The organism is Methylobacillus sp. MM3 (genome assembly GCF_001645185.1).
Lineage (GTDB): Bacteria > Pseudomonadota > Gammaproteobacteria > Burkholderiales > Methylophilaceae > MM2.
Genome location: NZ_LXTQ01000011.1, coordinates 56790 through 70550 on the forward strand (window position 1 = coordinate 56790; position 13761 = coordinate 70550).

The 13761-nt window shown below is 59.8% G+C and carries 15 protein-coding genes; 2 read left to right on the forward strand and 13 right to left on the reverse strand.

The window, feature by feature from the left end; genetic code table 11:
• Positions 1-73: 73 nt before the first annotated feature.
• Together A7976_RS04500 and A7976_RS04505 are read right to left on the reverse strand one after the other, a co-directional pair.
• Positions 74-553, reverse strand: a complete 480-nt coding sequence (locus tag A7976_RS04500) for a DUF2127 domain-containing protein (RefSeq protein ID WP_240483801.1) — start codon at positions 551-553, stop codon at positions 74-76.
• Positions 554-588: 35 nt separating this feature from the next.
• Positions 589-1620 carry a folate-binding protein YgfZ gene (locus A7976_RS04505; protein WP_067107766.1) on the reverse strand — a complete coding sequence of 344 codons (1032 nt, stop codon included), beginning with the start codon at positions 1618-1620 and terminating at the stop codon, positions 589-591.
• Positions 1621-1641: 21 nt separating this feature from the next.
• Between A7976_RS04505 and A7976_RS04510 the strand changes: the two genes are divergently transcribed.
• The gene (locus tag A7976_RS04510; RefSeq protein ID WP_067109042.1) at positions 1642-2097 is read left to right on the forward strand and encodes a protein YgfX; all 456 of its coding nucleotides are present in this window, start codon (positions 1642-1644) and stop codon (positions 2095-2097) included.
• On the opposite strand, the gene A7976_RS04515 is transcribed toward A7976_RS04510, so the two are convergent.
• From A7976_RS04515 to A7976_RS04545, 7 genes are all read right to left on the reverse strand, one after another.
• Positions 2076-3089 (reverse strand): vWA domain-containing protein, encoded by a 1014-nt coding sequence (locus A7976_RS04515; RefSeq protein ID WP_082877993.1) that lies wholly within the window; start codon positions 3087-3089, stop codon positions 2076-2078. The two genes, A7976_RS04510 and A7976_RS04515, sit on opposite strands and share 22 nt — an antisense overlap.
• A 115-nt stretch (positions 3090-3204) precedes the next feature.
• The gene (locus A7976_RS04520) at positions 3205-4200 is read right to left on the reverse strand and encodes a VWA domain-containing protein (RefSeq protein WP_240483802.1); all 996 of its coding nucleotides are present in this window, start codon (positions 4198-4200) and stop codon (positions 3205-3207) included.
• 2 nt (positions 4201-4202) lie between these two features.
• Entirely contained in the window at positions 4203-4739 is a 537-nt protein-coding gene (locus A7976_RS04525; protein WP_067107769.1) for a hypothetical protein, read from the reverse strand.
• Positions 4730-5710: a VWA domain-containing protein gene (locus tag A7976_RS04530; protein WP_067107772.1), complete on the reverse strand. Its 981-nt coding sequence runs from the start codon at positions 5708-5710 to the stop codon at positions 4730-4732. Before A7976_RS04530 ends, A7976_RS04525 begins: the two co-directional genes overlap by 10 nt.
• A gap of 114 nt (positions 5711-5824) precedes the next feature.
• Positions 5825-6838 (reverse strand): hypothetical protein, encoded by a 1014-nt coding sequence (locus tag A7976_RS04535; RefSeq protein ID WP_240483803.1) that lies wholly within the window; start codon positions 6836-6838, stop codon positions 5825-5827.
• Position 6839: 1 nt separating this feature from the next.
• Entirely contained in the window at positions 6840-7703 is an 864-nt protein-coding gene (locus A7976_RS04540) for a DUF58 domain-containing protein (protein ID WP_067107776.1), read from the reverse strand.
• A gap of 5 nt (positions 7704-7708) precedes the next feature.
• The gene (locus A7976_RS04545) at positions 7709-8737 is read right to left on the reverse strand and encodes a MoxR family ATPase (protein ID WP_067107779.1); all 1029 of its coding nucleotides are present in this window, start codon (positions 8735-8737) and stop codon (positions 7709-7711) included.
• Between the two features lie 218 nt (positions 8738-8955).
• Between A7976_RS04545 and dinB the strand changes: the two genes are divergently transcribed.
• Complete coding sequence (gene dinB, locus A7976_RS04550; RefSeq protein ID WP_067107783.1) at positions 8956-10116, forward strand: DNA polymerase IV; 1161 nt, start codon at positions 8956-8958, stop codon at positions 10114-10116.
• A 125-nt stretch (positions 10117-10241) separates the two neighbouring features.
• On the opposite strand, the gene alkB is transcribed toward dinB, so the two are convergent.
• The 4 genes from alkB to A7976_RS04570 all read right to left on the reverse strand — a co-directional run bounded on the left by alkB (position 10242) and on the right by A7976_RS04570 (position 13756).
• The gene (gene alkB, locus A7976_RS04555; RefSeq protein WP_240483817.1) at positions 10242-10886 is read right to left on the reverse strand and encodes a DNA oxidative demethylase AlkB; all 645 of its coding nucleotides are present in this window, start codon (positions 10884-10886) and stop codon (positions 10242-10244) included.
• Entirely contained in the window at positions 10873-11967 is a 1095-nt protein-coding gene (gene ada, locus A7976_RS04560) for a bifunctional DNA-binding transcriptional regulator/O6-methylguanine-DNA methyltransferase Ada (RefSeq protein ID WP_067107785.1), read from the reverse strand. The genes alkB and ada overlap by 14 nt, the downstream gene beginning before the upstream one ends.
• A 177-nt stretch (positions 11968-12144) precedes the next feature.
• Positions 12145-12705, reverse strand: coding sequence for a TetR/AcrR family transcriptional regulator (locus A7976_RS04565; protein ID WP_067107789.1), 561 nt, complete (start codon positions 12703-12705; stop codon positions 12145-12147).
• Between the two features lie 277 nt (positions 12706-12982).
• On the reverse strand, positions 12983-13756 hold the full coding sequence (locus A7976_RS04570; protein WP_067107792.1) for a hypothetical protein: 774 nt from the start codon (positions 13754-13756) through the stop codon (positions 12983-12985).
• Between the last annotated feature and the right edge of the window lie 5 nt (positions 13757-13761).

Here is a 13761-nt window from a genome sequence, read left to right on the forward strand (position 1 = left end):
GCCGGGAAATCTTCCCAAAGCATCTTTTGCTTGATTTACAGCGCGCTGGCGGAAGCTCATTGCCGCTGGTGAATTATTCGGACGATGTTTTCGGGCGACGCAATTCATGCACCATCAACGCCACGACCAGCCCGTTGATCAGCAATGCTGCAACGGCGAGTCCTGAGTGCGACGATACGATTTCTCGCAATTCGAAAGGCAGGTACATCGCGCCGCTAAGCGCCGCGAACCATTTGGCCCAGCGTTTTCCGTGCCACAGGCCGTAGGCTTCGATGAAGCGGACCAGCGCATATGCGCCGGCCCCGGCGGCGAGCATCCAAAGACGGACGTTCGCCAAGTCATGGACCAGCTTCAGGAAAATCGCCGGGTTGTCCTTGGCTGGATTCAGGTGCAGGTGCGCCACCAGCCGCTCGACCACATGCTGCCCCCCATGATGGATAAGAGCGACAACACTCAATCCTGCCAGCAGGACGACGGCACCTTTGGCTGCTTCGAACACTGCTACGGAAAGTAGCGGGCCGGTGGATTTCTCGTCTACAAAGATATCGTTCAACCCTTTGATGCTTACAGAAGTGGGGTGCGCACGGCTTAAAGCACGTAAGGCAAGCTCAGCGGCTCAATCGGCGGACCGTCTGTGGCCTGACACCGCACTGGGCCGGCGTCCATGCTTTCCAGGCGTACTTCGTAAAGGAAATCATATCCGCCGTTGGGGCTGGGGGCAGCGCGTACGACCATGCCGACCGCTTCCGCGTTATCCGTGCCGTAGACGCTGCTGCCGGGAGCAGGTGCGGCATCGGCGGCAATGTGCCCGAGATGCATGCGCCGCTTCACCTTGCCCAGATAGTGTGTGCGTGCGACGATTTCCTGGCCGGTGTAGCAGCCTTTCTTGAAGTTGATGCCGCCCAGCACGTCCAGATTCAGCATTTGCGGGACAAATGCCTCCTGCGTGGCAGGCGTGATATCCGGGATGCCGGCCTGGATCTCATGCCATTCCCAGCCCTCGCTGCCGACCGGTTCGCAATGCTTGCGGAGTGTCGTCCATATCTCGGCGGCGTGTTCCGGGCGGGTGAATATTTCGTAACGCATCGTAGTGCCGGGCAGACGGAGCAGGGTGGCGGTGCCGTGTTCCTGTAACTGGTGATGTTCTTCAGGCACGTTGCCGAAATGTGCTTTCAGTGCGATGGCGGCTTCGGTGCCGGCGATGCCGAAGCGGATGATCTCGTCCGTCTTGTCCTCGACCACAACCTTGGAGCGCAGCACGTACATTTTCAGGCGCTTCATCATCGCCTCCTTGAGTGCGCCGTTCATTTGCAGCTTAAAATGCCCTTGGTGCGCAAAGGCGAGGAAGATCGCCAGCAAACGGCCCTTGGGGTTGCAATAGCCGGCATAGTGGCTATTGCTGCCGTTGAGCAGTTTGACGTCATTGGTCACTTGGCCCTGAAGAAAGCTCTGGGCATCTTCGCCGCCGACCTGCAGCAGGCCGAGGTGCGAGAGATCGGCGATAATGTTGCGGTTGCCCGCGATTTTCGGTTCCTGCTCGGGATTCTGGAAATGCGCGACGCGGCCTTCGACGATGCTCGCGCCCTGCTGTGTAAGGAATTCCTGCCAGATTGGGTGCATGAAACGACTCCGGTAAATTTGATGAATCATTATAGCTTGAAGCCCATCCGTCTCGCCTTGCGGCCCTCGCGTCAGCTGGCCGGTTTGCTGGGGGTGGCCGGCACTGCGGCATGCGCCGCGATTCTGTTGCTGCCTGCCTTGCCGTGGGTGAAGCTGATGCTGGCTGCTGTCGTTGCGGCAACCACGCTCTACTACTTGGGCCATGACGCCTTGTTGCGCATGCCCGGCTCCATCGTGGCGCTGGAGGTGACGAGCAATGGCGCATTGCGATGCCTGTCGCGAAACGGCTTGTGGCTGGATGTGAGTGTGCGCGGCGACAGTTTCGTGACGCCCTGGCTGACCGTGCTTAACCTGACCGAGCCCGGAAAGCGGTTAGCGAAACGGGCGATTCTGCTTTCCGACAGCGGCGATGCCGATGTGTTCCGGTCGTTGCGCGTCTGGCTGCGTTGGGGAAGTCAGGCTTTTCCCGGGAAGTGAAGTTTTCCACGCAGAACATGCAGATAATGCCGGGGGTGTTGTGGCACGTAAGCGGCTACCAGCATGAGTCCGGCCAGCGTCGCGAACAGCCAGTCGATTTTCATCGGCGCACGGTCGCGCCGCGCCGGTGGCTGTTCTTTGATTGCAGACAGGACGGCCGGCGTGCTGTCGCCGCGAATGTAGCGTGCCTTGATTTCCTTTGCCAGTTCTTGCAGGTATTTCTCGTCAAGTACTGAAAGGTAGCGTTCGTAATCCTGTGTGGCCACGGCGTTATCGCGCCGCCCGCGGGTTTCGTCGGAAACCTGGGCGATGCCGGGTTCGAGCTGATAGGTGTTTTCGGACCAATAACCGATGACCTTGTTGTTCTCGTCCATCTTTGGAACCGGCGTGGGTTCATCACTGCCTATGCCCACCAGCAGCCAGCCGCTGCCGCCTTGCCAGTTGGAAAGATCGGCCCGGTTGAAGGCATGCAGCATCGGCGCCTCTTCGCCATCCGTAAAAAACACCACGCGCGCCGGCTCAGGCAAGGCCTTCAGCGCCGCCGAGGCAGAGAGCATGCCGAAACCGAGGCGGCTGTTGCCGTGCCAGGCCTGACGCCATTCGATGTGCTCGACCGTATCCTGAATCGCGTCGAAACTGGCGCACACTTCAACCGGATGGAATATCGTCGATACCACCACCCCGGCAAACAGCGCCACGCCGACGCGCGTGCCGCACGGCATGGAGCCAATCGCATCATGCAGCAGGCGGCGGGTATAAGCGATACGGCTGGTCTTCTTGCCGGCCATCTGCATGTCTTCCGTGTTCATGCTCTGGGTAATGTCCACCACAAACAGATAGGTGTGAATATCGCGCTGCACCGGAGCGGCAGGCCGAAATAAGGCAATGATCAGCAGCAGGAGCGCCGCCACGAGGAAAGCGACGTCGCGACGCCGGCGCAAGGTGTCGGTCAGGTTGCGCAACAGGGAAGTGATGCGGAGTGCGGCTGACATGGACTCGATTTAACCATATTTTTATTATGGAAGGGTTGGTGTGGGCGGTATCCAGTATCAGCCAGAAGCCGTTTGCAGGATTGCTGGCCTCCGGGTTCTGCACAGCCCAGCAGTCCTAACCCGGATGGCGGAGGAGTTTATAGCGGTGCAGCAGCCTGCGTAGCAACTGCAGCGGGTGATGGGTGAAATAGGCGGCCAACAGCAGCAAGCCGGCCAGTCCTGCGAGTATGCGGTCGATTTCCATCGGCGCGATGTCGCGCCGCGCCGGCTTGAGACTGGTGATGGCCAATTGCACGCCGGCGATGCTGTCGCCGCGCACATAGTCGCTGCCTATCTCGGCAGAGTATTTTTTCAGATACTCTTCATCCAGCTTGGAGTATTGCCTTGAGCTGTCCATCAATGCCACGCCGTCGTCGCGCGCGCCGAAGTTCTGCTGCGAAATCTGCGCAACGCCGGGCTGCATCTGGAAGCTTTCCGCCGACCAGTAACCGAGCAATTTATTGTCTTCGTCGAACTTCGGAATGGGGGCGCCTTTTTCGCTGCCGATGCCGACGACGAGCCAACCCTTGCCGCCCTGGAAATCCGTCAGCTCCAGGGTATTGAAAGCATGCAGACGCGGAGCTTCTTCGCCATCGGTGAGAAATACCACCTGCGCAGGTTCGCCCAACGTGCGCGTCAGGTGGGCGATGGACTGCGCGCCCTGGCGCAGCCGGCTATTGCCAGACCATGCCATGCGCCATTCCATGTGGGCGATGTTGTCTTGAATGGCGTCGAAATTGCGGCAGACCTCGATCGGACTGTACTGCAAGGCGGCGCTTGTCCCTGCAAAAAAGGCGAGACTGACGCGTGTGCCGCAAGGCATGCCGGAGACCAGGTCATGCAGCAGGCGGCGTGTGTAAGCGATGCGGCTGGTCGGCTTGCCATCCACCATCATGTCTGCGGTATTCATGCTCTGGGTAATGTCCACTACCAGCAGATAGGTGTAGATGTCGCGCTGCACCTGCACCATCGGGCGCAGCAGCGCGAGCAGAAGCAGCAAGGTCGCTCCGCCCAGCAGCGCGAAATCGCGGTGGTGCTTCAGGTAGTCGATGAAAGTGCGCAGCTTGCTCACGATCAAGGCAACCCGACCGGAATATTGCCCATGATCAGCCCCGGTGAATCCGACTCGCCCACGCCCGGCGTCGGCTCGGACGGCAGCATGGTGAGTATGCGGTCGAGATTGTGGCGCGCATCCCAGTGATCGTTATCGAGACGCAGTGACTGCATGTAGGCGGTCTTGGCCTGTGTCAGCAGGTAAACGGCCTCGTCGCGCACGGTGAGGTCGCGGCCATTGATGGCCAGTCCACGCAGGAAAAAGATGTTGCCCAGGTTGTATTGCACCGCCGAGCGCTGACTGGGCGTGCCTTTTTCCGACAGCTGCAGAAAGAGCAGGGTGGAGTCCTGATAGCGACCACTCTTGCCCAGCCAGTAGGCGGCGGAAAACTTGGCCTCATCGGATTGGGTGTCCGTCACCGGCGTCTTGCCCGTCGATACCGCCTGGTTGAAGTTCTCGATCTGCCGGATGCGGTTGGCCTCCCATGCCGCCCACGCACCCGCTGCAGTCGCGGTGACAAGCAGAATGGCCGTCAGTTTTTTTGCACTCAGCGCCATGTTTTTACCTCTAGAAGTTTAATGCCCAGCAGTGCGGCAATCATCAGCGCAGCCAACGCGAAACAGTGCGAGGTGAAATCGTTGCCGGGAATCTGTTCCATGTAGCGGATGGGTTTCATTTCCTTGCGATTGATGTCGTCGATGGCCAACGCCAGCGATTGCGGGTCATCGGCCTCGTAGGGCTGGTAGCCGGAGCGCAGCGTCTTGAAGTACTGGTGCAGCTCGATGGAAGGCGGCAGCGGCTGATCCTCGGGCGGCTTGTATTCTTCGTCGAAAATGCTGATCGCGCCGGGTTGGCGCAATACGATCCAGTACAAGGTGACGTTCATGCGGTCCAGCCAGTCGCGGATTTTTTGCTGCGCATCGGTGCCCATGCGTCCGGCACCGTCCGACAGCAGCACGAGCGCGCGTGAGCCCGAGTCCGGCGTCTTGGCGAACATTCCCAGTGCGGTGGTGAGACCGCTGCCGATATTGGTCTGGAACAAGCCGGGACCGCCGGCGGCATCGATGGCGGCAAGAATAGCTTCGCGGCTCTGGGTGAGCGGCATTACGTACATCGCGGAATTGCTGAACGTCACCATGCCGAACATGTCGTTCTTGCGCTGGCTGACGAAATCCGTGATCAGCCGTCGCGCCGCAGCGGATTTCGATTCGCCTGCCCGGCCGCTGATCATCGCGCCGGAAAACGGATCGTCCATGCTCGCGCTACGGTCTATGGTCAGCACGATCTGCGCGCCTTCGCCGACCTTCTCTACCTTTTGCGCCGCGGTATGCGGCCCGGCAATGCCGAGGATGATGAACAGCAGCGCCAGCGCGGCGAGTATCTTGAGCAACAGCCCCATCAGGTCGGAAAGCCGGTCGCGCGGCAGCAACTGCGTCCAGGAATAGGTGCGGCTATGCGTGCGTTCCAGCAGCAGCGGCAACGCCGCCAATGGCAACAGGAAAAGAACCCAGTAGGTATTGAATAGCATGGGATTAACTTTCCGGACAACCAGTAGCGCAGGCGTCCTCGCCTGCAATTTTTCCAGCCGATAACGGGGCCATGCAGGCGGGGGCGCCTGCGCTACCGATGGTCGGCGTCTTCATCATTTAAGCCCGCGCTCGCAATCGCGGCAGCGACGGCAGAATTTGCGTAGCCACGCCATCGCGTCGCCATCGATGCCGTGCGGCGCGGTGGGTTCAAAAAATACCGTGCGCGACAACCCGAAAAACTGGTCGATCTCATGGCCCACCGGTGCAAACCCCGGCTTGCGCGACAGGAAAGCAGTTCTGTCGAACACGCTGTTCCCGGCCGTGACGTTAAACGCCTGGTGCAGACGCGAAACTCCATGCGACAGGCCCTCGGGCGTTGTCGGGAGTTTTTTCAGATCGCGGTAAGCGCGGGCGAAAGGGCCGCCCATGCGTGGCAGCCACGAGGAGGTGCCCAGCACGTAAAGAAGACCGAGGAGGGAGGCCGCCAGTATGCCCAATGCAACCCACAGCAGTTGGTGATGACGAGTGGCGTCCAGCGTCAGCGGACCGCGAAAGCCGCTCATGTCGCGTTCGACCACGACAGAACCGTATACCGCCAGAGGCGAAATGCGGAAGCTCCAGCTTGGGATGCGTATTTGGAAATTCTTGCCTTCGCCGCCGAATTTCACAAATTCGGCAGGGAGATTGGCCGGTTTGGCGACGATGTTGTTGGTGAATACCTGATAGGAAAGATGCAGGGTATAGGTGGTGGTGTCGATGCCGCGAGTGGTTTCGAGCTTGACGTCGCGCACTTCGACGCCGCTGCCTTTGCCGCGGCGCTTTTTGTCGTTGCCGGCGATGGGCAGCGAGGTTTCAAGCAGAACGTAGGGTTTTTTCGCTTCCAGGATGATGGTGCGTTCCAGGATGTCGCCCACGCTATAACCGACGTCGCGTTGGGGCTCTATGGTTTTCACCGACACGCGCGGATCGACCGCGATGCCGTCCTCGGCAAAAGCCGGTGCCGATGCCAGTGCGACCAGCATGACGATAAAGCCGGTCAAACCGCCCAGGCGCCGGGCAAGCCCGAAAGTGAGAAATGGGATTCCGGGTGCGTTCGGCGTCTTGGCATTAGAAAAAAGTTTTTTCATATCAGGCGGCCACAAACTGGTAAAAATATTCGGTCAAATCATCCGCCTCGAAGCCGTCTTCGATAAACAGCGGCGGCATGTCGAAGCGCATGAACAGTTTTTCGAGCGCGCTGCGGCGATCATCGAACGCTTGCAGAATGCGCTCGCGGAAATTCTTGCGCAGGAAAAGCGTGCGGCGCGCGCCGGTTTCGCAGTCGGTTACGCTGGCGATGCCGAACTCTGGCAAATTGCGGTATTCGGCGGCGTCCCACAAGATCAGCGGCACGACATGGTGGCGCATCAGGCTGCCCAGATGGCGCTCAAGCTGTTCCAGCGGCGTATGGAAATCCGATACCAGCAGCACCAGCGAGCGTTCGCGCGGCAGATACTGGCTCACGTCGTTCAGGCCCGCCGCGCCGATATGGCCGGGGCGATGGGCGGCGAGGCGCTCGGTCAGCTCGAAAGCGCCGTGCACTTTGGTGGAAGACATGAACATCCAGTCCTCGCGTACCTGTTCGTCGAATCCGATAAAGCCGAATGGATCATTCACGCGGAATGCGGAGTAGGCGGCCGAGGCGGTGATCTCGGCGGCAATTTCCAGTTTGCGCATCTGGCCGGAAAAGCCCATCGACCCCGACAGGTCGCAGGCGACGAAAACCGGCACCGCGCTGCGCTGATTGAAAATCCGCACCCAGACCTGGTCGAACGGGTCGCGTATGGTTTGCCGGATATCGATGCGACGGGGATCGGGGTATGAGATCAAGGGCGCATGGCCGCGAAAATCCATGCCCAATCCACGCTGCGCACTGGCATGGCGGCCCGGATGACGGCCGCGCGAACGCCAGCCGATCTGGTAGGTGAATTCCTTGATTTGGCCTTCGATCATGTTAATTACGGCGCAGAAACGGCGTTGACGATGCCCGACAGCAATTCGCGCGCGATTTCCGTACGGCGCATTTCATAAACCGGGCTGAATACCAGGCGGTGCGCCACGGTTTCGTGGAACACCGTGTGGATGTCTTCCGGCAGCACTGCGTCGCGGTTGTTGAGCCAGGCATTGACGCGCGCCGCGCGCAGCATCATCGACATGCCGCGCGGGCTGGCTCCGGCCAGCACCAGGCGGTTGATATCGACGCCGTCGATCTTGACGCCGTACTGACCGGGATGCCTGGTCGCCAGCCACAGTTCCAGCGCGTATTTGCGCAGCGTCGGACTCGCCTGCACATGATCTTGCAGATTCACGGCGATGCTGTTCAGCTTGTCATAATGCAGCACGTCGGGCTGGACGTTTTCCACCAGCTTGTCGGCATTGTGGAAGCGCGTATTGAAAATCAGGGATTCCATGATGTCCGGATCGCTGGGTACCGCGATGGGAATTTCCATCATGAAGCGGTCGCGCGCGGCGGAAGGGATATCGAAGGTTTCTTCCTTCTCCACCTGATTGCGGTCGGCAAATACCAGCATGTGCGGAAAGTAATGCTCCTTGTTGAATGCAGACAAGGTGCGTTCCGCCATCACGCGCAGCAGCAGCGAGTGCACTTGCGGACGGGCGCGATTGATTTCATTGAAGAAAAAGACCGCCAGGCTTTCGCCGCAGCGCAGCAACGGGCCGGCATCCACATGAGGGCGGCCGTCTTCACCCAAATAGGTGTGGTACACGAGATCGTTGGGCATCAGGTCGATGGTGCCCTCGATCCGCTCGTAACCGCCGCCGATGCCGCGGGTAAAGGCGCGCAGCAAGGTGGTTTTGCCCACGCCCACGTCGCCTTCCAGCAGCACGTGGCCGCGGGCGAAAATCGCGGTGGTGATGAGTCGAACCGGCCGTTCCTGTCCGACGACGACCTTGTTGATTTCGGATTCCAGTTTCAGCGCATGCTCGCGCCAGTCCGTCAGCTGGCTGTCGGCGGTGGTTGAACTCACTCTCGTCTCCCTCGTGTTGGCTTGTTGCCACTAAGAAAAAATTTAAACTGGCTGTCAGTCTACCAATTTTCTATTGAACAGTATGCCATGAAAAACATACTAACTAGTAAGTATTTATGTGTGACATATTTTTATATTATTCGCAGCCTTTTCCGACCGTGCATATCGTTATCTTACGAGGCAAAATAGCAGATTGAAGTTGACTTGAAATTCCCAGGATGGACCCCTCTAATCGCCGCATTGCCCACCTCGACATGGACATGTTCTTCGCCGGCGTGGAACTGCTGTATTACCCTGAACTGCGCGGCTTGCCCATGGTGGTAGGCGGCCGTTCGGCGGATGCGCCTGAGCTGTTGCCCGACGGAAGCCGGCATTTTCATCGCCTGCGCGAATATGCCGGGCGCGGGGTGGTTACCACCTCGACCTACGAAGCCCGGGCGCTGGGCGTTTTTTCGGCAATGAGCATGATGAATGCCGCACGCCTCGCACCCGACGCCATTCTGCTGCCGGCCAATTTCGAGGCCTATCGCCATTATTCGCGGCTGTTCAAACAGGCGGCGGCGTCAGTTGCGCCCCTGATTGAGGACAGAGGCATCGATGAAATCTATATCGATCTCACACACAGCGATGAAGAAAGCCGCACACTCGCGGCGCGGATCAAGCAGGCCGTGCGCGATGCCACGGGGCTGTCGTGCTCCATCTGCATCGCTCCCAACAAACTGCTCGCCAAGATCGGTTCCGACCTCGACAAGCCGGATGGCCTGACGTTGCTGGATGAAGCCAGTATCCCCACGCGCATCTGGCCACTTGACGTACGAAAGATCAACGGCATCGGCCCAAAGGCGGCGCAAAAGCTGGCGGCTCTCGGCATTGTGAAGATTGTGGATCTGGCCCATGCCGATCCGGCGCTGCTGCAAAAACATTTCGGGCTAAGCTATGCTAGCTGGCTGATCAACGTTGCGCACGGCCGCGACAACCGGCCCGTTGTGACCCGTTCCGAACCCAAATCCGTCAGCCGCGAGACCACCTTCGAACGCGATCTGCACGTCAGGCGAGACCGGGAGGTGCTATCGCAGGTATTTACCGCGCTATGCACTCGCGTGGCGGAAGACCTCAAGCGCAAAGGGTATGTGGGCCGCACCATAGGCATCAAATTGCGCTATCAGGATTTCCGAACGGTGACGCGGGATTTGTCCTTGCCCGCGCCGACGCAGGATGCCTCTTCCATTCGGCGCGCAGCGGGGGAGTGTCTGAAGCGGGTGCCGCTGGACAGCAGAATCAGGTTGCTGGGTGTGCGGGTGGGGGCGCTGTCGTCGGATACGGAAACCCCGTTTGAAAAAAGCCCTGCGCAAAGCGAGCTTCCATTCGGAGTTACATAGCACGCAGAAATTGTCTGTCTGCTGGTTGCGGACAAGCGCAGCCCGGGCGTCAGTCGAAACCCGGAACGGCAAGTATCGCGTCCTTGATTGAAGGCGCGAAATATTTGGAAATGCAGCAGGCATGCTTAACCGGCCTTTCGAAAAGTGAGATTGATACGGTAGTTTTCCAGCCCGGGGTGATGGTTTTCCTTGAGCGTCAGTACGCCATGGTAACGCAGCCGGTCAGGCCCGCCCCACACCACCACGTCGCCATGCACGAGCGGCACGCGGCGGGTTTTGTCCGAGCGCTTAAGGCCGCCGAACAGAAATATAGCCGGCACGCCCAGCGACACCGAGACGATGGGCTGGCTGAAATCCTGTTCGTTCTTGTCCTGGTGCAGTGTTAAGCGCGTACCTGGCGCATAGCGATTGATCAGGCAGGCGTCGGGAATGAAGCTCTCGAAGCCTGCCGTGGCTGCGGCGCCAGTTGCGAGGGCGGTAAAGCATGCAGGCATCGACGGCCATGGGCGTTCGGTGATGGGGTCGATTTCCGTGTAACGGTAGCCGCGCCGGTCGGAGGTCCAGCCCAGAGTGCCGCAGTTGGTCATCGCCACCGACATCACGAAGCCGCCCGGCGTCACCATGTTGCGCAAGGGCGCGTCGTCCGCGATTGCTTTAATCGCATCCAGCAATGCTGTTTCGTCGGCCAATGCAAATCCATGGAGCAACGTCGCGCCCGGGCCAAGCGGTTCGTTCCGGCGCGTGCCCGTTTCATTCTCAAATAGCGGCAGATTCGTCACGCGCCTCATTCTCCAGCAGTGCCCGCTTGCGTTCCACGCCCCAGCGATAGCCGGATAGCGCGCCGTCGGTGCGCACCACGCGGTGGCAAGGGATTGCTACCGCCAGTGGATTGGCGGCACAGGCGCCCGCCACGGCACGTACCGATTTCGGCGCGCCAATCAGCGCGGCGATTTCGCTGTAGCTCATTGTTTTTCCTGGCGGGATTTCGCATAGCGCCTGCCACACGCGCTGCTGGAATGCCGTGCCGCGAATGTCGAGCGGCAGGTCCAGCCCGAGCGCGGGCATTTCGATGAAGCCGATGACGCGTGCGACCCATTGTTCAAAATCGGCGTCGCCGCCAATCAGGTCAGCCTTGGGAAAGCGATCCTGCAACTCGCGCACCAGGGTCTCGGGGTCGTCACCCAGGGAGATCGCGCAAACGCCGCGTGGACTGGCTGCGACCAGGATGGCGCCCAGCGAGCATGCGCCCAAGGCAAAACGGATTTGCGCATGCGTGCCGCCGGCACGGTAGTCTGATGGCGTCATGCCGAGCATGTTGCCGGCGTTTTCGTAAAAGCGACTATCGGAGCCATAGCCCGCATCGTAAATCGCATCGGTGACGCGCTTGCCGCGTTTCAGGCTGCTGCGCACTTTTTCTGCCCGATGCGCGGCGGCATAGGCGCGGGGCGTCAGCCCGGCGATGGCTTTGAATACGCGGTGAAAATAATAGGGGCTCATCCCCGCATGGCGGGCGAGCTCGGTCAGGCTAGGCAGGGTTTCGGCGCTTTCGATCAGGCGGCACGCTTCCGCGATATGTGCCGCATGCTGCTCGGAAAGGCTTGGCTGATCCGGCTTGCAGCGCTTGCAGGGGCGAAATCCCGCTCGTTCGGCATCTTCGCGCGTCGCATGGAATCGTACATTTTCCGGTCGGGCAAGACGCGCCGCGCAGGAAGGGCGGCAATATACGCCGGTGGTCGCGACGGAATAGTAGAACGTCCCGTCCGTTGCCGGATCGCGCGCTAGTACGGACGCCCATCGCGGGTCGTTTTCCGTCGCCGCGGCAAACTGCGATTTTTTGCTCGGTGCGTTCATGGCGATTCCCTGGAAGAGTAATGGTAGACGCATTTAAGCATCATCGCCTCACCTTCACACTCCGGTACTTGCTTTCGAATTCGAGAGTGGTTAAATCAGGATGCTACGCGTTGGACAGGCTTTGGCCGCCGATGTTGTCTCAAGTGATTGCCTGGCAACAGGCGCGCAAAGTGAAGGCTAGCGTGCGGCTTCGATCAGTGTTTTTGCCATTTCCTTGGCGTGCTCGACCGCGCCGGAGCCGTGCTGCATCCGCTCGGTGATCGCCGCGCCTTCAATGACCAGCGATAGTTGCAGCGCGAGCCTGTCGGCATTCTTGATGCCAGCTTCGGCGGCGATTTTCGCCAGGGTGTTGCGCAAGGTCTGGGCAAACTCTACCGAAGTCTGATGCACCGGGTTTTCGTCCTGCGGAAACTCGGCCGTGGCGTTGGTAAAAGCGAAACCCTTGAATTCAGGATCGGCAATCCAGTCCATGACGGCGTTGACGAGCGTCAGAAGTTTTTCGCCGGGTGCCGCATCGCGCGTCGTCATGCGTTCGGTCAGCTTTTTCCAGAGCTTGTCGTCGTATTGGCGCAGGTATTCAAGGATCAGCTGCTCCTTGGACTTGAAGTACTTGTACAGCGTGACCTTGGCCACGCCCGCCTCGGCGACGATGGTGTCCACACTGGTGGCATTGATGCCGCGCGTAGCGAAGAGTTCGGACGCGACGCCGAGGATGTATTCGCGCATTTGGGTAGCCATGTTTGGAGCCTGTTTCAGTAGTAAACGAAAGATGCGTTCGGACACAAAAGGGATGGATGCAAGGCGCAGCGCGTAGCGAATGGTTGTTCCATTCGCAAGCGCTGCAACGTCGCAGACGCCCTTTTGTGTCCGAACCCGGGGGCTGGCCATGCATTGCGCGCATAGCGTTGCTGCTCGCTGCTTATTTGGAATGACCAAACCGCGCGACTCGCACCTAGCCCTGCGCGCAATGCATGGCCAGCGCACTTCCGTTTACTACTGAAACAGGCTCCCATCCTTATCCCGCGACCCAGGCCACAGTCGTATGGCCATTGGTCGGTGGTTGATAGCATTCGCTGGAGCGCGTTCGTTCGAACCAGGCGAGAAAGGCGCGAAGGTTTTCTCGGTCAGCGATGGGGTCGTCAGGCGTGCGGAAGTGAATGACGTTCATGTAAGCGGTGACTTGCCCCGGCGGCATGGCGAGCAATTGCGGCGCGGGGCAGACGCCCTTTGCGATTTGCTCTTGCAGCGCTAATACGGCTTCGGTGCTGTCCGGATTGAAATTTGCCTGTCCGGTTTTTATGGTCGCCGGCATGCGGTGATAGATTGGCGCCGGCGACCATTGCGCCTTGATTGCCGGATGCATGCCGACAGCGGCGATGAGCGCGGCCGCAGCCATACCGCCCAGGGAAAAACGTAGCGTGTTGCGTTTGCGCGGGCAGGCTTCGGCGATGATGGCGCGTGCCGCATTGCCGGCCTCGACGATGGCGCGGGCGTCGGGATTACGTATCTCTTCGGCGATGGCGCCTTGCAGAAGAATCACGAGCTGGTTGACCAGGCTGACCGGATTGCGGGCGTGCGCGGAAACCGCGATGCCGGTCAGGAACTCCTTGAGCTTGCCGCAGTTGTACAAAAAATGGCCGGATGCCTGGGATTGCACCATGCGCTCACGCATGCCCGGCGCGGATAGCCAGTTTTCGGTGACGCTGAAAATCGCGAGTAGGCGCTTTTCGGGGTTTTTCCCCTGCTGTACCACCATCCGGAAAAACCATGTACTTTCCAAAAGTTCCATGTCAC